Here is a 17,422-nt window from a genome sequence, read left to right on the forward strand (position 1 = left end):
TGGGTGCGGTCATCCTTCCACGGGAGTCGCGCGGAAGGCGATGTCCGGATACCGCCGGTGAAAACGCCGTTCGGGCGTGAGCCTGGAGGCATGACGACCACGACGACAGCGAAGACAGCGAAGACAGTGCAGACCGCCACGACCGCGTACCCGGCGCGGCCCATCACCCCCGCCGCGCTGAAGGAGCTGCGGGAACGCGACGACGCCGGGCGTCCGGCGGCCCCGTTCACCGACACCGAGGGCGGCGCGCCCCTGCGCTGCTGCCTGCGCAGGAGCGAGCCGGGGGAGCGGATCGCGCTCGTCTCGTACGCGCCCCTGCGCCGCTGGGCGAGCCGGACCGGGGCCACGCCGGGGGCGTACGACGAACAGGGCCCGGTGTTCATCCACGCGGAGGACTGCCCGGGGCCGGACGGCGGCGGACTCCCCTTCACCAACGCCCACCGCACCGTCCGCCGCTACTCGGCCGACGGCCGCATCCTCGGCGGACGGCTGGTCGAGGGGAACGAAGGGGGCGCGGGGGACGAGGGGGACCCCGCCGCGTTCGAGGCGGCCATCACGGAAGCGTTCGACGACCCGGCCGTGGCACTGGTCCACGTCCGGGCCGTCGAGTACGGCTGCTTCCTCTACGAGGTGCGCAGGGACCAGCCCTGAGGGCAGGGACTACCCCCTGAGGCAGGGACTAGCCCTTGAGTTCCGCCGCCACCAGCTCCGCGAGCTGTACCGCGTTCAGGGCCGCGCCCTTGCGGAGGTTGTCGTTGGAGATGAACAGGGCCAGGCCGTTGTCCACCGTCTCGTCGCGGCGGACACGGCCGACGTAGGACGGGTCCTGGCCGGCCGCCTGGAGCGGGGTCGGGATGTCGGAGAGGGCGACACCCGGGGCGCCGCCCAGCAGCTCGGTCGCGCGCTCCGGGCTGATCGGGCGGGCGAAGCGGGCGTTGACCTGGAGGGAGTGACCCGAGAAGACCGGCACGCGCACGCAGGTGCCGGAGACCTTCAGCTCCGGGATCTCCAGGATCTTGCGGGACTCGTTGCGGAGCTTCTGCTCCTCGTCGGTCTCGTTCAGACCGTCGTCGACGAGGTTGCCCGCGTAGGGCAGCACGTTGAAGGCGATCGGGCGCTTGTAGACGGACGGCTCGGGGAAGTCCACCGCCGCGCCGTCGTGGGTCAGCTTGTCGGCGTCCGCGACGACCTTCTGCGTCTGCCCGTGCAGCTCGGCCACGCCCGCCAGACCCGAGCCGGACACCGCCTGGTAGGTGGCGACGACCAGCGCCTGGAGCCCCGCCTCCTCGTGCAGCGGCTTCAGCACGGGCATCGCGGCCATCGTGGTGCAGTTCGGGTTGGCGATGATGCCCTTGGGGCGGTTCGCGATCGCGTGCGGGTTGACCTCGGCCACCACCAGCGGCACGTCCGGGTCCCGGCGCCAGGCCGAGGAGTTGTCGATCACCACGGCGCCCTGGGAGGCGACCTTCTCGGCCAGCGCCTTCGAGGTCGCGCCGCCCGCCGAGAACAGCACGATGTCCAGGCCGGTGTAGTCGGCCTGCGAGGCGTCCTCCACGGTCACGCCGTCGAGGATCGTCCCCGCCGAGCGGGCCGAGGCGAACAGGCGCAGCTCGGTGACCGGGAAGTCGCGTTCCGTGAGGATCCTGCGCATGACCGTGCCGACCTGACCGGTGGCTCCGACGATTCCGACCCTCACGGTGACTCCCTCTGGTGTGCTGTGCGTGCGTATGCGCTCGGCCGAGGCCTTTCCATGATGCGGCCGACCCCGGTCCACGTGTCCAATTCTTTGCGTGCCGCGCCCGAGGAATGGGACGAGCCCGTCCGTCCCTCGGTCGCGGTCCTGCGGCGTCCACCCCGTCCGAACTGCAGAAATTCACCCGGCGAGGCCCCCGCGCCGCAAGCTGTGCTGCCCCGTGTCTGCCCGGCCGTCCCTGGCGCATACGGCGATGTGATGTACGCCTCGTGGCGCCGGCGCCGAACGTTCCGGGCGGCTGCGGCGTCGTAGGGGAGACGCATGGACGCAAGGGCGGGAGGGGAGGGGCGTGTGCTGCGCAGAAGGGCGCGCCGCGGCCGGGAGACGGGCCACGGCGCCGACGATCCGTTGGACGCGGCCCAGGAACGCCGGGTGCGGGCGGTGCTCGCGCTCGGCGGGGTGCCGCAGGCGGACCTGCCGGACGGGGTGCAGCAGGTCCGCCTGCGGCTGCTGGAGCGCACCGCGAGCGGCCAGGAGCCGCCGCGGGACGTGTCGGCGTGGGCGGCGGTCGTCGCCTCCAACCTCGCCATGGACTGGCACCGCGCCAAGCGCCGCCAGGAGCGCCTGGGCGAGCGGCTGGCCTCGCTGCGGCAGGGGGAACACCCCTCGGGCGAGGACACCAGGCTGCTGTCCCTCGCCGTCGCCCGGGGCCTGGACGAGCTGCCCGAGGCCCAGCGCCAGGTGCTGGTCCTGCGCTTCTACGCCGACCTGCCCGTACGGATGATCGCCGAACAGCTGGGCGTCCCCGAGGGCACGGTCAAGAGCCGGCTGCACACCGCCGTCCGCGCCCTGCGCGAACGGCTGCACGAGGACGAGGTGGTGTGACATGACCGCCGAACGCACGCGGGCCGACGACCCGTGCGAGCCGGACCCCCTGCTGGCCGCGATCCTGGACGAACCACCGGCCTCCTCGGACGCCGACTACCTGACCGACTACCACGCGGCCCGCACCGACCTCACCGAACTCCGCCGCCGGCTCGCGTCCATCGCGGACACGCTCGTCGGCGCGGACATCAGTGAGGACATCGGTGAGGACATCGGTGCGGAACCGGTGCCGCGTCCCGGCAGCGGCGCGCCCGCCGGCCGCCGCCCGGCGGGCGGCCCTCCGGGTCGGCCGGGGGCGCCCCTTCGGGCGCGGCGGGGGCGGAGGGCCGTGGTGGGCTCCCTGCTGGCGGCCCTCGTCGTCTGCGGGGTGTTCGGGCTGGGGCGGCTTCTGGCCGTGAGCGGGACCGGGGCCGAGTCGGCCGGCGGGGCCGCCGATTCCGCGAGCGGTGACGCGAAGGTCACCGCCGGGGGATACGTGGCGTGCGCGCGGTTGATCGTCGAGGGCACGGTCACCCGGGTCGACCCCGAGCCCGGCACCGGGCAGGATCGGATCGGGCTCGCCGTGGAGCGCCGCTACAAGCCGCGGACGGGACCCGACCAGGTCACCTTTCTGATGGACCGCGACGTCTCGCCGCGCCTGCGGACCGGTGACCGGGTCCTCGTGGCCATCCCGCGGCATGCGAGCAGCCCGGACATCTGGAGCACGGGCGAGCAGGGGATCGCCCGGGACCGCGCCTGGATCCTGGAAGGGCTCAAGGAGTCCCGCACGCTCACGTGCGACCAGGGTGACGGGTCGTCCGACTGACGAAGGGCGGGCGCCCGCCGGCATCGGCGAGCGCCCGCCCGGGCCGTGTGCGCCGCCGCCTACGGCACGACCTTCTCGATCTGCACGCTGCCGAGACCCGCGACCGTGCCGCGCGCGTTCACCAGCTGCACCTGGCCGAAGAACTCACGGCCCTCGGGCGCCTCGGCGGCGGCCGTGACCTTCCCGGTGACCGTCGCGGAGTCGCCGGTGCCCAGCTTCACCGCGGCCGAGTCGTCGACCGTCACGGTGCCGAGCGCGGCGGAGAAGAACACGTCCCGGTAGTCGTACGCGGTGGAACCGGACGGCACCGAGTAACCGGCCACCTCGATCGTGTACGTCCCGGCGGCGGGCCGGGCGAGGGAGACCGCTTCCTCGGAGTCGCCGTCCGCGGACTGGGCGACCTGCTTGCCGCTCGCGTCGTACACCGTCAGGTCCAGGTCGGCCGACTTGTCGGAGACGTTGCCGATGGCCACGTCGAGGGACTTGGCGCCCTCGGGGACGGTCACCGTCGTGGTCCGCTTCTCACCGCCGGCGATGGTGGGCCGGGCGGACTCGGCGGAGCCGAGCGGGCCGCCGACCAGCTTGCCGTCCAGGGCCGCGTAGTTGTTCGTCACCTTCCAGGAGGCGGTGGCCGGCGTGCCGGCCTTCGCCTCGGGGACGGTCACCGTCTCGGGGTCGAAGGAGGCGCCGAGGACGGTGACGTCCAGCGTGTAGGGGTTGTCGAGCAGCGGCGAGGTGCGGCGCGCCTCGACCTCGACCTCCCACACACCCGGCTGCGGGTCGGCGTAGGACCGCACGTCGGGCTTGCAGCCGTTGCCGTCGAGGTAGTTGTTGTAGCAGTACGGGGTCGAGGTGTTGTCGACCGGGACGCCGTAGGGGTGGACGGCGATGAACCGCGTCTGGCTCTTGTCCTTCAGCCCGCCGATCGCCACCTCCAGCGACTTCGCGCCCTCGGGCACGGTCAGGAAGTAGGAGCGGGTGCTGTTGCGCTGCACCGAACCGGAGTCCGAGTAGGCGTAGGCGACCGGGTCGGCCACCACGACCGTGGCGAGGATCTGCTTGTCGATCCCGGCCGTGAACGGGTCGTCGACCTGGAGGATCGCGCTCTTGAGACCGGCGGAGCGCGGCGCGGCCTGCACCTTGACGGTGACCGGCTGGTTCAGCGGGAGCCGCACCAGCGGCGAGCCGACGACGCGGAAGGTGTCGCCCGCGTTGTTCACCAGGCGCAGCGTGTGCCAGACCGGGCTGTCCGGACCCGAGGTGCGGGTGACCGTGACGTCGTAGGTCTTCTTCTGGCCCGCCTTCAGGCCGCCCTCGCGGTCGTACAGGCCGGTGCCGAAGCCGGGGGTCTTGAGCGCGTAGTCGATCGCGGTGTCGACGGGGGCCTTGACCGTGTAGTCGTGGGCGGTGGCGCCGAGGCGGATCGCCGTCCAGGCGTCCACGACGTCGATGAGGCCGGCGCCCTCCTCGTAGGCCTGGACACCCGGAATGTGGTGGGCGGTCGAGGTCAGCGCGGTGCGCAGGTCCGCCGGGGTGAGGTCCAGATGCCGCTGCTTCGCGGCGCTCAGCAGCAGCGCCGAGGCGCCCGTGGCCTGCGGGGAGGCCATCGAGGTGCCCTGGAGCATGGAGTAGCCGGCCGGCAGCGAGTAGCCCGCCTCGGCGACCGGGGAGCCGGGCAGCCAGGTCTGGGTGCTGTTGATCGCGGCGCCCGGCGCGGTCAGCGTCGGCGTGAAGCCGCCGTCCTCGCGCGGGCCGCGCGAGGAGAACGGCATCATCGCGTAGGGCGTCTTCACGACCGAGCCGTAGTTGGCCGCCCAGGTCTCCTTGGAGACCGACGCGCCGACGGAGATCACCTTGTCGGCCAGGCCCGGGTCGCCGATGGTGTTGGCGCCGGGGCCGGAGTTGCCCGCGGAGATCACCAGCTGGACGCCGTAGGTGTCGATGAGACGCGTGTAGAGCTCGGCGCGCGCGTTGTTGCCGTCGTTGAGCGCGGGCAGGCCGCCGATGGACATGTTGACGATGTCGACCCCGCGGTTGGCGACCAGGTCGATCATGCCCTCGGTGAGGGCGACGTTGGTGCAGCCGCCGGTCCAGGTGCAGGCACGGGAGGAGACGATCTTCGCGCCGGGGGCCGCGCCGCTCATCTTCCCGCCGAACAGGCCGTTGGCGGCGGTGATGCCGGCGACGTGGGTGCCGTGCTCGGACTCGATCACGCCGATGTTGACGAAGTCGGCCTTCTTGCCGACCCAGGACCCGCCGTAGGGGTCCATCGGCACGTCCTTGCGGATCTGCACGACGAACGGCTGCCGCTCGGCCACGTCGGTCTTCGGGTCGTCGGTGCCGAACCACCCGATCTGGAAGCCGTCCTTGTACGGCTTCATCGGCTCGTCGTCGGTGAAGTCGTTGTCGTTGTCCAGGTCGACGCGGACCGTGCCGGCCGCCGCGTCGTAGAGGATGCCCCAGGAGTCGGTGGTGTCGCCGTCGCGGTTGGCGTCGCCCTTCGCGTCGCCGCCCGCGGTCGAGGACTCCTTGAAGGTGCTGATCTGGTACGAGCCCGCCGGGGCCTTCCAGGACTGGCCGCCGTAGGTGAACTCGGGGCCGGAGACCGCGCTGACCATCGGACGCCAGGTGGCGTCGCCGTCGATGATCGGGTCGGTCGCGGTCACCCAGTCGACGATCTTGCGCTCGCCGGTGGTGGTCTTCTGCAGCGCCGGGTGGCCGAGGTCCACACCCGAGTCGAGGATGCCGATGGTGACGCCGCGGCCGTCCGCCTTCGGGTTCTGCTTCACGAAGTCGACGGCGCCCGTCTCGAAGGACGGGTTGTACGGGTTCTCGGCGGGGGTGTTCCGGTCGGGCCCGGAGTAGGTGGTCCCGCTCGTGCCGCGGGCGGTCGTGGCGCCCTTCGCGGTGTCCGCGGCCGGTGTCGGGTCGTCGAGCGGGATCTCCTGGCGCAGGTCGATGGCGTGCACCGAGGACAGCTTCTCGGCGGCGGTGATCGCCGCGTCCGCCTGTCCGGTGGGCACGGTGGCGCGGACGTAGCCGAGCTTGTCGTAGGTGCGGCCCACGGAGCCGCCCTTGACCGCGTCGAGCTGCTCGGCGACCTGCTCGGTCTGTCCCGGCGCGGTCGCGATCATCATTGTGACGTTCTTGGTGCCGTCGGCCTTGGCGGCGGCGAGCAGGTCGGCGTCGTCCGAACCGAGCTTGGCGCTCGCCGACTTGACGGCCGGGTCGGACGGGGCGGGACCGCCCTGGGCGGCGGCGGCCAGGGGTATCGGCCCGGCCGCGCAGAGCGCGGCCACCACGCCGGCGGCCACGGCCGTGCGGGCAAGGCGTCTCGTGCCCGGGAGCGGGGCGCGCTGGGGATCGGAGGTCATCGGCATCCCTTGTTGGTAAAGGAATTAGCGAGATGCGATCGGGTTCGATCGCGGTCGTCCGGATTTCGGAGCCGGACGATCGCTCAGCTTTACCCAAGGGAAAGATGTTTGGGGAGAGTTGACCGTGGCGGGATGGACGCATGGCGTACTTCCGCCATGCGTCAGCAGGGACACACCTGTGCGAACTCCCCTATACCGTGCGGTGTTTCAGGAGCGCGACCGCGCATAGTGGCGGGACGCCTTCGCACGGTTGCCGCAGGCGGCCATGGAGCACCAGCGGCGCGTTCCGTTTCTTGACGTGTCGAAGAAGTGCAGGACGCACGCCTCGTGGGCGCACATCCGGATCCGGTCCGGCGCGGTGGCGAGCAGTTCGAGGTAGTTCCGGGCGGCGAGCCAGGCCGGCCCCCACGACGGATCGCCGAACTCCGGCCGCTCGACAGGGCCCTGGGCGGTGAGCCCGGCCCGGATCCGCCCGTGCGCGAGCACGGCGTCCACGAGCGGCGCGCCCTCCTCGGCCGGCCCGTCCACGACCGCCTTGAGGGCGTCCCGGGCCTGGAGCAGATGCCGCAGCACGGCCTCCTCGGGCGCGTACCGGTCGTCCAGCCCGTTGGCGGCCAGCCACACCGCCAGCCCGTCGGTGTCGGCGAGCAGATCCTGGGTGGCCCCTTCCCGGTTCCAGCGCGTGTTGAGCAGGTCGAGCGCGAGCGGCTCGCCGGTGAGCGGTCGGGGGTCGGGGGCGGTGGGCATCCGGGGCTCCTTCCGTGCTAACCGCTCAAGTGTATGTGACCGGTTGACACGCTCCGATACTAACCCTTAAATAGCTCATGAAAGGTTAGCCGTGTGGCTGTCGGCCGACCGCCGCAGCCGCTGCCCGAAGGAGGCACCCCATGTCCCTGCGCACCGGCCACATCGGCCTGAACGTCACCGACCTCGACCGCTCGCTCGCCTTCTACCGGGACGTGCTCGGCTTCGCACTGCTCGCGGAGGGCAAGGAGGAGGGCAGGCGGTTCGCGTTCCTCGGCGACGGCGGCGACCAGCCGGTGCTCACCCTCTGGCAGCAGGCGGAGGGGGGCTACGACGGCGGCCGCCCCGGACTGCACCACCTCGCCTTCGCGGCCGAGTCGATCGAGCGGGTCGGGGAGTACGAGGCGGCCCTGCGCGCCTACGGCGTGGACTTCCAGCACGAGGGAGTGGTGGCCCACCGGGAGGGCGCGGCCTCGGGAGGGATCTTCTTCCACGACCCCGACGGCACCCGCCTGGAGATCTCCGTGGCGGAGGGCGCCGAGGGCGCGCCGGCCCCGCACGAGTCGGCCCCGACCTGCGGGTTCTTCTAGACATGGCGGTCGCCATGGGGATCTATCACGCCGGTTCGCGCACCGTTCAGGACCGGGTCGGGGCGCGCGAGGCGGCCGACCATGTGGGCCGGTCCGTCGGCCGGGGCATCAAACCGGTCGCCGCCGCCTTCCTCGAACTCCAGCCGCTGCTCGTCCTCGGCGCGGCCGACCCCGAGACCGGCAGGGTGTGGGCCTCGCCGCTCACCGGCGCCCCCGGCTTCGTCCGGGCCACGGGCCCGCACCGGATGTCGGTCGTCGGCGGGGTGCGCCCCGGCGACCCGCTGGCGGGGGCACTCGCGACGGACGGCACCCACGTCGGCACCATCGCCCTCGACCCGCGCACCCGCCGCCGCATGCGCGTGAACGGCCGCCTGCACCCCACCCCGCGAGGCTTCGTGGTCGAGGCGGACCAGGTCTTCTCCAACTGCCCGAAGTACCTGCAGCGCAGGGAGTCCTACGAGACGGTCGACCGCACCCCGGGAGAGGTGCTCCGAGGTACCGAACTGACGGCACGGCAGCAGGACTTCGTGGCCGCCGCCGACACCTTCTTCCTGGCCACCGTGCACGCGCACGGCGCCGACGCCAGTCACCGCGGCGGCAACCCCGGCTTCGTCCGGGTGCTCTCGCCGCGCGAACTGCTCTGGCGCGACTACCCGGGCAACTCCATGTTCCTCACTCTGGGCAACCTCGCCGCCGACCCCCGGGCGGGCCTGCTGTTCCTGGACTGGACGAGCGGGGCGGCGCTGCAGCTGACGGGCGACGCGCGCACGGAGTTCGGGGCGGACGGGGAACGCCGGGTCCGCTTCACCGTGACCCGGGTGGCGGCGACCGACGGGGCGGTGCCGCTGCGCTGGGCTCCGCCGGAATACTCACCGGCCAACCCGAGGGTGCCGTAACGTCTCCACATGCGTGAGGAGTTGCGGGTGGCGGCCTACGCCGTGTGTGTACGGGACGGACGGATGCTGCTGGCCCGCTGGGTCGCGCGCGACGGCGCCCGCCGGTGGACCCTGCCGGGCGGCGGCATGGAGCACGGCGAGGACCCCTACGACACCGTGGTGCGCGAGGCCGAGGAGGAGACCGGCTACACCGTCGAACCGGTCTTCCTCCTCGGCCTCGACTCCATCCGCCGCACCTACCCGCGCCCCCTCGGCGCCCAGGCCGACTTCCACGGCCTGCGCATCGTCTACGAGGGCCGGGTCACCGGCGGCGAGCTGCGCCACGAGACGGGCGGCTCGACCGACATGGCGGCCTGGCACCCGCTGGAGGCGGTGCCCGGCCTCGAGCGGGTCGGGCTGGTCGACGTCGGACTGCGCCTGTGGCGCGAGCGACCCGCCGCGGGCCGGGTGGCGGCGGCACCACGGCAGCCGCACTAGCGCGGCAGCACCACGACATACGCCGCCGGGTCGCGGTCGGCCGCCGCCATCAGGGCGGTGCGGACCACCGTGGCCTGCTGGTCCGGTGTGTCCCGCAGCTTCCTGGGGGTGATGTGGACGACCGTGATGCCCAGGCGTTCCAGGTGCTCGCGCTTGCGGGCGTACTCCGACCACTCGGCGTCGTCGTTCGCCCGGGGCGCGCGGGTGTCCAGCTCCAGGGCGACCGCCTGGTCCGGCCAGTAGGCGTCCAGGCCGCCCAGGTGCGGGCCGCCCGGCAGCCGCAGGTCCACGTTCCACACCGGGTCGGGCAGGCCGTAGTCCCTGACCATCCGGTACAGCCGGTCCTCGGCGATCGCCCGGCCCTCGGCCAGCAGCGAGTCCACCGCGTCCACCACATGCGGCCGGGTCAGGAGTTTCGCGCCCGTCAGCTCCCGGACGACCGCGGCCGGTTCGCAGTGCCCGCCGCGCACCGCCTCCGTCAGCAGCCGGCGCACCGTGTCCGCGTCGTCCAGGCCGGCCACCGCGTCCGCCAGGGCGCGCGGCACCGGGGCCACCGGCAGACCCGTGACCGACTCCGGGACGGGCAGGTCGGCCGTGCGCATGATCCGCACACAGCCGGTCGAGCGCAGCCGGCGCAGCCGTGGCACCAGGACGTCGATCCTCTCCAGTGACAGCAGCGGTGGCGTGTTGGCGAAGCCGTGCAGGGTGAGCGCGGCCGGCCCGGTGATCACCGCCTCCGCGTACACCGGCCGGTGCGGCTGCTGCGCGGTCGGCTGGGCCGGCACCCCGGGCACCCTGCGGGGCGCAGGGGGGCGTGCCGCGTACAGGAGGACCGCGTGCAGCCGCTCCTCGCTGGTCGGCGGGCCGGGGTGGAGCAGGAAGACGCCCGGCAGGAACTGCTGCCAGGGCCCGCCGGTACGGCACTGCTCGGTGGTCTCGGCCGCCGACACGCCGTGGGCGCGGAGCTGGGCGGCGGTCAGGACCCGGCAGTGCGCCTCGGCCAGGTGGCTCAGGGGGCGGGGGGAGAGCGGGGTGTTGTGGTTCATGCCGGGCACGTTCCCGCGTCCGCTCGGCCCTTTAACGGCTGTTACAAGGGCGGCACTCAATCCGGACAACCTCGCCCTAAAGGACGGGTGTTCGGATGCCGAAAACCCCTGGTCCGTTCAGGGATGGACCAGGGGTTACGGTGTGTCTTGACCGAATTTCGTAACGGTTACCGCCCGCCCGAGCCTTGGCCAGAGCTGCGGCCGACCGGGTGACGGCTCGGACCCCGGGTGACCGCTCAGACGCCCTCGGCCGCGGCCGCACCGGCCGCCGCGTCGCACGCCTGTCCGCGCAGCGCCCGGGCCAGGTCGTCCCGGGCCTCCAGCACCAGCCGGCGCAGCGCGGGAGCGGCGCCCTCGTGCGCGGCGAGCCAGGCGTCCGTGGCGTCCAGCGTCTCCTGCGAGTCCCGCAGCGCCGGGAACAGGCCCCGGACCACGTCCATCCCGATCTGGATCGACCGCTCGGCCCACACCCGCTCGATCACCGCGAAGTACTTCTCGGCGTACGGCGCGAGCAGCTCCCGCTGCGAAGGCCGGCCGAAGCCCGCGATGGTCGCCTCCACCAGTGCGTTCGACAGCGCGTCCGACTCCACCACCTGCGCCCACGCCTGCGCCTTCACGGCCGCCGAGGGACGCGCGGCCAGGCAGCGCACCTGGTGGCGCTTGCCCGAGGCGGTGTCGTCCCGCGCCAGCTCGCCGGCGAGCACCTTCTCGTCCACCGCCCCGTGCGCGGTCAGCGGCTCCAGGAACGCCCAGCGCAGCTCCTGGTCGACGTCCAGGCCGGCGATCTCCTCGGTGCCGTCCAGCAGGCCCTTCAGCAGGTCCAGATCGGCCGGCGCCGATGCCACCGTGGCGAAGAAGCGGGCCCACGCCAGCTGCTGCTCGCTGCCCGGCTCGGCCTGCCGCAGCTCGGCCAGCGCGCCCTCGGCCAGCAGCCGCTCACCCGTCTCGCGCCACTCGGGTGCCACGTAGTGGACCAGCGCCGAGTCCGCCCACGCGTGCAGCATCTGGAGCACACCGATGTCGGACTCGCGGCCCGCGAACCGCAGCACCAGGCCCACGAAGTCCCGCGCCGGAAGCAGCGCGTCCCGGGTCAGGTTCCACAGCGCCGACCAGCACAGCGCGCGGGCCAGCGGGTCGGTCAGGGCGCCCAGGTGCTCGCGCAGCGTGGCCAGCGAGGTCTCGTCGAAGCGGATCTTGCAGTAGGTGAGGTCGTCGTCGTTGACCAGCACCAGCTCCGGGGCGTCCTGCCCGGCCAGCTCCGCCACCACCGTCCGCGCGCCGTCCACGTCGGCCTCGGCGCGCGCGTACCGCTCCAGCGCCCCGGACTCCGAGCGCCGGTACAGGCCCACCGCGACCCGGTGCGGGCGCAGCTCGGGGTGCGACTCCGCCGCCTCCTGCACCACCGCGAGCTCGTCGATCCGACCCTCGGCGTCCAGCAGGACCGCCGGCGTCAGCGAGTCGACCCCGGCGGTCTGCAGCCAGGAGCGCGCCCACGCGGCCATGTCCCGGCCGCTGGTCTCCTCCAGGACGGCCAGCAGATCGCCCAGGCGCGTGTTGCCGTACGCGTGCCGCTTGAAGTAGCGGCGGGCGCCCTCCAGGAACGCGTCCTGGCCGACGTACGCCACCAGCTGCTTGAGCACCGAGGCGCCCTTGGCGTAGGTGATGCCGTCGAAGTTCAGCTTGGCGTCCTCCAGGTCATGGATGTCCGCCGTGATCGGGTGCGTGGAGGGCAGCTGGTCCGCGCGGTACGCCCAGGCCTTGCGGCGGTTGGCGAAGGTGATCCAGGCGTCGGTGAAGCGGGTCGCTCCGACGTTCGCGAACGTGCCCATGAAGTCCGCGAAGGACTCCTTCAGCCACAGGTCGTCCCACCACTCCATGGTGACCAGGTCGCCGAACCACATGTGCGCCATCTCGTGCAGGACGACGTTCGCCCGGCCCTCGTACGACGCCTGCGTCACCTTGCCGCGGAAGATGAACTCCTCGCGGAAGGTCACCAGCCCCGGGTTCTCCATCGCGCCCAGGTTGTACTCCGGCACGAAGGCCTGGTCGTACTTGCCGAACGGGTAGGGGTAGTCGAAGTGGTCGTGGAAGAAGTCCAGGCCCTGCTTGGTGACCAGGAAGACGTCGTCGGCGTCGAAGTGCTTGGCGAGCCCCTTGCGGCACATCGCGCCCAGCGGGATCTCCAGCCGCGTCCCGTCCTTCAGCACCCGCTCGTAGGAGTCGGTCACATAGTGGTACGGCCCCGCCACCACACACGTGATGTACGTCGAGATCGGCTTGGTCTCCGCGAACCGCCACACGCTGCCCGCCCGTGGCCCACCACCACCCTTCTGCGGAAGCGCTTCGCGCCCTTCCATCCGCTGCCCGGCGCCGTTGCTCCACACCGTCCAGCCCTCCGGCGCGCGCACCTCGAAGCGGAAGGGGGCCTTGAGGTCGGGCTGCTCGAAGTTGGCGAAGACCCGGCGGGAGTCGGCCGGCTCGTACTGGGTGTAGAGGTAGACCTCGCCGTCCTCCGGGTCGACGAAGCGGTGCAGGCCCTCGCCGGTGCGCGAGTAGGCGCACCGGGCGTCCACGATCAGCTCGTTGTCGGCGGCCAGGTCCTCCAGCAGGATCCGGGAGCCGTCGAAGACCTCGCTGGGGTCGAGGTCCTTGCCGTTGAGGGAGACCGCCGTGACGCCCGGCGCGATCAGGTCCGCGAAGCTGGAGGCCCCCGGCTCGTTGCAGCGGAAGCGGATCGTGGTGACGGACCGGAACGTGCGCGGCCCGTCTCCCTCCTGATCGCCGACCGCGGAGCGCACGTCGAGGGACACCTCGTACCCGTCGACGGACAGCAGCGCGGCCCGCTCCCGGGCCTCGTCGCGGGACAGATTCTCACCGGGCACAGGCGGCACTCCCTCGGGTCGCGTTCACGATGCGGACAGGGCCGATCCTGCCATGCGGCCCTGACACGCGGCAGCCGGGAATGCCAGGGGCGACGATCGATGTTGCCCGTTCAAAGACCCCATACCGAGGAGAGTCATGTCCGAGACCGCCTCCGCCCCTTCCGGCAAGACCCCTGTCGACTTCTGGTTCGACCCGCTGTGCCCGTGGGCCTGGATGACCTCCCGCTGGGTGCTGGAAGTGGAGAAGCTCAGGGACATCGAGGTCCGCTGGCACATCATGAGCCTGGCGGTGCTCAACGAGCCCAAGCTGGACGAGCTGCCCGAGGACTACCGCGAGCTGCTCACCACCAAGGCGTGGGCGCCCATCCGCGTGGTGACCGCCGCCTGGCAGAAGCACGGCGACGACGTCCTCGGCCCGCTCTACACCGCGCTCGGCACCCGCTTCCACAACCAGGGCGAGGGCCCCACCCGCGAGGCGATCGCCGCCGCGCTGGAGGAGGTCGGCCTGCCCGCCGACCTGATCGACTACGCCGACCAGGAGGACTTCGAGTTCGACGCGGAGCTGCGCGCCTCCCACAAGGAGGGCATCGACAAGGTCGGCCAGGATGTCGGCACCCCGGTCATCGCGCTGCCCGGCGCCGACGGCGAGCAGATCGCCTTCTTCGGCCCGGTCGTCACCCCCGCCCCCAAGGGCGAGCAGGCGGCCCGCCTGTGGGACGGCACGATCGCGGTGGCCTCCATCCCCGGCTTCTACGAGATCAAGCGCACCCGTACGGTCGGCCCGGACTTCAGCAACCTGTGAGGCTCACTCCGGGACGGGCAGCTTGATGGGCCGGGCGAACGGCTTCTTGTTCCCGCCCGTGCGCAGGTTCCGGCACTGCCTGCCGGTCTCGGCGTCCAGCACGGCCTCGCAGATCCAGAACTCGTTCACACTGTTGCGGCCCAGCCGCTCCTTGAGCACGGCCGCCTCGGCCGTGCTCAACTTGCGGTGCGGCTGGTCGGCGTCGCAGGTGTGGCAGTAGTACGTCCGCATTCCGCCACCATCCCCCGGAGCCCCTCATACCGGAAGACCCCCGCGAGACACGACCTCGCGGGGGGTCCTCCTCCTTCGGCCGCCCGCCCGCGTGAAGGGTGAGAAGACGATCACGAGGCGGGGCGGCGGTCCCGGGACAACACACCTAGGGCGCGAGCAGCAGCACGTCCGTGCGGGACTTGGCGACGGCGTACCGCCGGGCGACGTCCTGCCAGTTGACGACCTGCCACATCGCCTCGATGAAGTCGACCTTCTGGTTCCGGTACTGGAGATAGAAGGCGTGCTCCCAGGCGTCGAAGACCAGGATCGGTGTCGAGCCCTGGCCGACGTTGCCCTGGTGGTCGTAGACCTGCTCGACGACCGGACGGCCGCTGGGCGGCTCGTACGCGAGGACACGCCAGCCGGAGCCCTGCGTGGTGGCCGCCGCCTTGGACAGCTGTGCCAGGGCAACAGGGCGGCGGGGGGCGACAGGGCGGCTGGGGGCAGCAAGAAGGCCCCCACGCGTCGCGTGGGGGCCTTGCGAGGGAAGAGGCGGCGGGTCAGTCCTGCCGGGCGGGGCGGGTGCGCTGCCAGACGTATCCGACCGCCGCCAGGAACAGCGTCATCCCGCCCGTCGAGTACAGCTGCACCCGTGTGTCGGGCTGGCGGGCCATCAGGACGAAGATCGCCGCCATGCCGGCCAGGGCCACCCAGGTCAGCGCCGGGAACGCCCACATCCGCACGACCAGCTTCTGCGGGGCCTCCCGCTCCAGCCGACGGCGCAGCCGCAGCTGCGAGACGGCGATGAAGATCCAGACGACCAGGATCACCGCGCCGATCATGTTCAGCAGCCAGGGGAAGACGTCGTTGGGCCGCCAGTAGCTGAGCAGCACACAGACGAAGCCGAAGACGCTCGACACCAGGACGGCCGCGCGCGGAACCCCGCCGGAGACCTTCGCCAGCACCTTGGGGCCCTGGCCCCGCTCGACCAGCGAGTACGCGATGCGTGAGGAGCCGTAGATGTTGGCGTTCATCGCCGACAGCAGGGCCACCAGCACGACCACGTTCATCAGCTGCCCGGCGCCCGGGATGCCCAGGTGGTCCAGGGCGGCGACGTACGGGCCCTTCTCGACGACCTCCGCCGAGTCCCAGGGGACCAGGGCGACGATGACGGCCATGGAGCCGACGTAGAACAGCGCGATGCGCCACATCGCGGTGCGGACCGCGCTCGCCACCCCGCGCACGGGGTCCTGGGACTCGGCCGCCGCGATGGTGACCGTCTCCAGGCCGCCGTAGGCGAAGACGGAAGCCAGCAGGCCGATGATCAGGCCCTGACTGCCGTGGGGGAGGAGGTCGGTGAGATTCGAGGCGCCGGGGGAGTCGGTGCCGGGCAGCACACCGGCGAGGGCAAGCACGCCCAGCACCAGGAACAGGGTGATCGCGCCGACCTTCAGCGCGGCGAACCAGAACTCGAACTCGCCGAAGTTCTTCACCGCCGCCAGGTTGGCCCCGCAGAACACCACCATGAACAGCGCCACCCACATCCACTGCGGGGTGCCCGGCAGCCAGCCGGTGACGATCTTCGCGGCGCCCATGCCCTCCAGGCCGACCGCCGTGCACAGCAGCACCCAGAACGACCAGCCGGCCGTGAAGCCGGCCCACGGGCCGAACGCCCGCTCGGCGTGCGCGGAGAAGGAGCCCGAGGACGGATACGCGGCCGACATCTCGCCGAGCATCCGCATCACCAGCATGACGAGCAGGCCGGAGACGGCGTAGGCGAGGACGATCGACGGTCCGGCGGCGGCGATGCCCGCGCCGGAGCCGACGAACAGCCCGGCGCCGATCACGCCACCGAGGGCGATCATCGACAGATGGCGCTGCTTGAGGCCGTGGGAGAGGGCGGCTGCGTCCCGCTGCCGCGGTGGTGTGTCCGTGGTCGTGCTGCTGGGCATGGAAGGCGGCTCTCCCAGGGCAAGAGGCGGTAAAAACCACGCCAGTCTGGGCGGCCCGTCCGCTCACGCGAAGGAGCCGCCCAGTATCCGGACACCGCCTGTGCGGAGGGTGAGATTCCGATTACCCCCTCATGGGCATCCCCGCGGGGATCCGGTCACGCCGCCACGGATGTCACGGGTGTGTAGTGCGAGGCGTCGCCCTCGATCGAGTAGCTCTCCTTGCCCTCGATGCCGACCGGGATGTCCCCGGCGACGGTGACCCGGTTCAGCCGGCGGGGCAGGCCGTCGTAGTTGTCGATGGCGTAGTGCTGGGTGATCCGGTTGTCGAACAGCACCAGCTGGTTCGGGGACCAGCGCCAGCGCAGGACGTTCTCCGGGCGGGTGACGTACGCCTGGAGCAGGTCCAGCACCTTGCGGGACTCGCCGGCCGACAGGCCCACGATCCGCTGCGCAAACCCGCCGATGAACAGCCCGCGCTCACCGGTCAGCGGGTGCACGCGGACCACCGGGTGGGCGGTGCGGTACGTGATCGAGGTGAACTCGGCGCGCTGGGCCTCCTTCTCCTCGTCGATCGCCTCGTCCGGGACCGCGTAGTCGTAGTCGTTGGTGTGCTCGGCCCACAGGGTGTCGGCCAGGCGGCGCAGCGGCTCCGGCAGGTCGCGGTAGGCGCCGGCCGTGTCGGCGATCAGCGTCTCGCCGCCGTACGGCGGGACGGTGATCGAGCGCAGGCTGGTGGCCTGCGGTGGGTTGAGGACGAAGGTGACGTCCGTGTGCCAGTGGTTGGCGCGGCCCCGCTCGCTGTCCACGGGCAGCACGTTCGGGGCGCCCTCGACGGCCGGCACGGTCGGATGGGCGGTGGTGATGTCGCCGAAGTGGCGGGCGAAGGCCTGCTGGCCGGCGTCGTCCAGGTCGCCCGCGTCGAAGACGAGCGCCTTGTGGACGTTCAGGGCCTCGCGGATCGCGGCGACCTCCTCCGAGGCGAGCGGCCGGGTGATGTCGACGCCGGAGACGCGGGCGCCGATGCGTGCGGTGACCTTGGTGATCTCGAGGGACATGACGGTTCCTT

The 17,422-nt window shown here is 72.2% G+C and carries 15 protein-coding genes and 1 pseudogene; 7 read left to right on the forward strand and 9 right to left on the reverse strand.

Going from position 1 to position 17,422, the window contains the following annotated elements:
• Nucleotides 1-90: 90 nt before the first annotated feature.
• Nucleotides 91-651: a DUF1203 domain-containing protein gene (locus IE318_RS09935; RefSeq protein ID WP_189898749.1), complete on the forward strand. Its 561-nt coding sequence runs from the start codon at nucleotides 91-93 to the stop codon at nucleotides 649-651.
• A 28-nt stretch (nucleotides 652-679) separates the two neighbouring features.
• On the opposite strand, the gene IE318_RS09940 is transcribed toward IE318_RS09935, so the two are convergent.
• A complete protein-coding gene (locus IE318_RS09940; RefSeq protein ID WP_189898758.1) occupies nucleotides 680-1,696 on the reverse strand; it encodes an aspartate-semialdehyde dehydrogenase in 1,017 nt (338 codons plus the stop codon).
• Nucleotides 1,697-2,044: 348 nt separating this feature from the next.
• Here IE318_RS09940 and IE318_RS09945 point away from each other — a divergent pair, with 348 nt between their 5' ends.
• A complete protein-coding gene (locus IE318_RS09945; RefSeq protein ID WP_030171200.1) occupies nucleotides 2,045-2,578 on the forward strand; it encodes an RNA polymerase sigma factor in 534 nt (177 codons plus the stop codon).
• A 1-nt stretch (nucleotide 2,579) separates the two neighbouring features.
• Nucleotides 2,580-3,383, forward strand: a complete 804-nt coding sequence (locus IE318_RS09950; RefSeq protein WP_189898760.1) for a hypothetical protein — start codon at nucleotides 2,580-2,582, stop codon at nucleotides 3,381-3,383.
• Nucleotides 3,384-3,442: 59 nt separating this feature from the next.
• Here IE318_RS09950 and IE318_RS09955 read toward each other — a convergent pair whose 3' ends face one another.
• Nucleotides 3,443-6,757, reverse strand: a complete 3,315-nt coding sequence (locus tag IE318_RS09955; protein ID WP_189898763.1) for a S8 family serine peptidase — start codon at nucleotides 6,755-6,757, stop codon at nucleotides 3,443-3,445.
• Nucleotides 6,758-6,964: 207 nt separating this feature from the next.
• Nucleotides 6,965-7,504, reverse strand: coding sequence for a CGNR zinc finger domain-containing protein (locus IE318_RS09960; RefSeq protein ID WP_030171209.1), 540 nt, complete (start codon nucleotides 7,502-7,504; stop codon nucleotides 6,965-6,967).
• A gap of 140 nt (nucleotides 7,505-7,644) precedes the next feature.
• Between IE318_RS09960 and IE318_RS09965 the strand changes: the two genes are divergently transcribed.
• Genes IE318_RS09965 through IE318_RS09975 form a run of 3 tightly spaced genes read left to right on the forward strand, consistent with a single transcriptional unit; the run spans nucleotide 7,645 to nucleotide 9,464 of the window.
• Complete coding sequence (locus IE318_RS09965; RefSeq protein WP_189898765.1) at nucleotides 7,645-8,091, forward strand: VOC family protein; 447 nt, start codon at nucleotides 7,645-7,647, stop codon at nucleotides 8,089-8,091.
• A 14-nt stretch (nucleotides 8,092-8,105) separates the two neighbouring features.
• Nucleotides 8,106-8,987 (forward strand): pyridoxamine 5'-phosphate oxidase family protein, encoded by an 882-nt coding sequence (locus IE318_RS09970; protein WP_189898767.1) that lies wholly within the window; start codon nucleotides 8,106-8,108, stop codon nucleotides 8,985-8,987.
• A 9-nt stretch (nucleotides 8,988-8,996) separates the two neighbouring features.
• The gene (locus IE318_RS09975) at nucleotides 8,997-9,464 is read left to right on the forward strand and encodes an NUDIX hydrolase (RefSeq protein WP_030171218.1); all 468 of its coding nucleotides are present in this window, start codon (nucleotides 8,997-8,999) and stop codon (nucleotides 9,462-9,464) included.
• Here IE318_RS09975 and IE318_RS09980 read toward each other — a convergent pair.
• Together IE318_RS09980 and pepN are read right to left on the reverse strand one after the other, a co-directional pair.
• Entirely contained in the window at nucleotides 9,461-10,510 is a 1,050-nt protein-coding gene (locus tag IE318_RS09980; protein ID WP_030171221.1) for a hypothetical protein, read from the reverse strand. The genes IE318_RS09975 and IE318_RS09980 overlap by 4 nt on opposite strands.
• Nucleotides 10,511-10,746: 236 nt before the next feature.
• On the reverse strand, nucleotides 10,747-13,392 hold the full coding sequence (pepN, locus tag IE318_RS09985; RefSeq protein ID WP_189898769.1) for an aminopeptidase N: 2,646 nt from the start codon (nucleotides 13,390-13,392) through the stop codon (nucleotides 10,747-10,749).
• A gap of 136 nt (nucleotides 13,393-13,528) precedes the next feature.
• On the opposite strand from pepN, the gene IE318_RS09990 reads away from it, so the two are divergent.
• Nucleotides 13,529-14,194, forward strand: a complete 666-nt coding sequence (locus IE318_RS09990; protein WP_030171227.1) for a mycothiol-dependent nitroreductase Rv2466c family protein — start codon at nucleotides 13,529-13,531, stop codon at nucleotides 14,192-14,194.
• A 3-nt stretch (nucleotides 14,195-14,197) separates the two neighbouring features.
• Here IE318_RS09990 and IE318_RS09995 read toward each other — a convergent pair whose 3' ends face one another.
• From IE318_RS09995 to IE318_RS10010, 4 genes and pseudogenes are all read right to left on the reverse strand, one after another.
• Nucleotides 14,198-14,425, reverse strand: a complete 228-nt coding sequence (locus tag IE318_RS09995; RefSeq protein WP_189898771.1) for a hypothetical protein — start codon at nucleotides 14,423-14,425, stop codon at nucleotides 14,198-14,200.
• A gap of 145 nt (nucleotides 14,426-14,570) precedes the next feature.
• A pseudogene (locus IE318_RS10000) lies at nucleotides 14,571-14,867 on the reverse strand (superoxide dismutase); the annotation flags it as partial.
• A 97-nt stretch (nucleotides 14,868-14,964) separates the two neighbouring features.
• The gene (locus tag IE318_RS10005; protein ID WP_189898773.1) at nucleotides 14,965-16,356 is read right to left on the reverse strand and encodes an amino acid permease; all 1,392 of its coding nucleotides are present in this window, start codon (nucleotides 16,354-16,356) and stop codon (nucleotides 14,965-14,967) included.
• 155 nt (nucleotides 16,357-16,511) lie between these two features.
• The gene (locus IE318_RS10010) at nucleotides 16,512-17,411 is read right to left on the reverse strand and encodes a TauD/TfdA dioxygenase family protein (protein ID WP_030171244.1); all 900 of its coding nucleotides are present in this window, start codon (nucleotides 17,409-17,411) and stop codon (nucleotides 16,512-16,514) included.
• Nucleotides 17,412-17,422: the final 11 nt, after the last annotated feature.

Origin of the sequence: Streptomyces spiralis (assembly GCF_014654675.1) — a bacterium.
GTDB classification, from domain to species: domain Bacteria; phylum Actinomycetota; class Actinomycetes; order Streptomycetales; family Streptomycetaceae; genus Streptomyces; species Streptomyces spiralis.

What these genes read in the sequence shown, in the direction of transcription:
- IE318_RS09970 (WP_189898767.1), top strand. Translation starts at nt 8,106, where the DNA reads ATGGGGATCTATCACGCCGGTTCGCGCACCGTTCAGGACCGGGTCGGG.
- IE318_RS09965 (WP_189898765.1), top strand. Translation starts at nt 7,645, where the DNA reads ATGTCCCTGCGCACCGGCCACATCGGCCTGAACGTCACCGACCTCGAC.
- IE318_RS09935 (WP_189898749.1), top strand. Translation starts at nt 91, where the DNA reads ATGACGACCACGACGACAGCGAAGACAGCGAAGACAGTGCAGACCGCC.
- IE318_RS09975 (WP_030171218.1), top strand. Translation starts at nt 8,997, where the DNA reads ATGCGTGAGGAGTTGCGGGTGGCGGCCTACGCCGTGTGTGTACGGGAC.
- IE318_RS09990 (WP_030171227.1), top strand. Translation starts at nt 13,529, where the DNA reads ATGTCCGAGACCGCCTCCGCCCCTTCCGGCAAGACCCCTGTCGACTTC.
- IE318_RS09950 (WP_189898760.1), top strand. Translation starts at nt 2,580, where the DNA reads ATGACCGCCGAACGCACGCGGGCCGACGACCCGTGCGAGCCGGACCCC.
- IE318_RS10010 (WP_030171244.1), bottom strand. Translation starts at nt 17,411, where the DNA reads ATGTCCCTCGAGATCACCAAGGTCACCGCACGCATCGGCGCCCGCGTC.
- IE318_RS10005 (WP_189898773.1), bottom strand. Translation starts at nt 16,356, where the DNA reads ATGCCCAGCAGCACGACCACGGACACACCACCGCGGCAGCGGGACGCA.
- IE318_RS09995 (WP_189898771.1), bottom strand. Translation starts at nt 14,425, where the DNA reads ATGCGGACGTACTACTGCCACACCTGCGACGCCGACCAGCCGCACCGC.
- IE318_RS09980 (WP_030171221.1), bottom strand. Translation starts at nt 10,510, where the DNA reads ATGAACCACAACACCCCGCTCTCCCCCCGCCCCCTGAGCCACCTGGCC.
- IE318_RS09960 (WP_030171209.1), bottom strand. Translation starts at nt 7,504, where the DNA reads ATGCCCACCGCCCCCGACCCCCGACCGCTCACCGGCGAGCCGCTCGCG.
- IE318_RS09955 (WP_189898763.1), bottom strand. Translation starts at nt 6,757, where the DNA reads ATGACCTCCGATCCCCAGCGCGCCCCGCTCCCGGGCACGAGACGCCTT.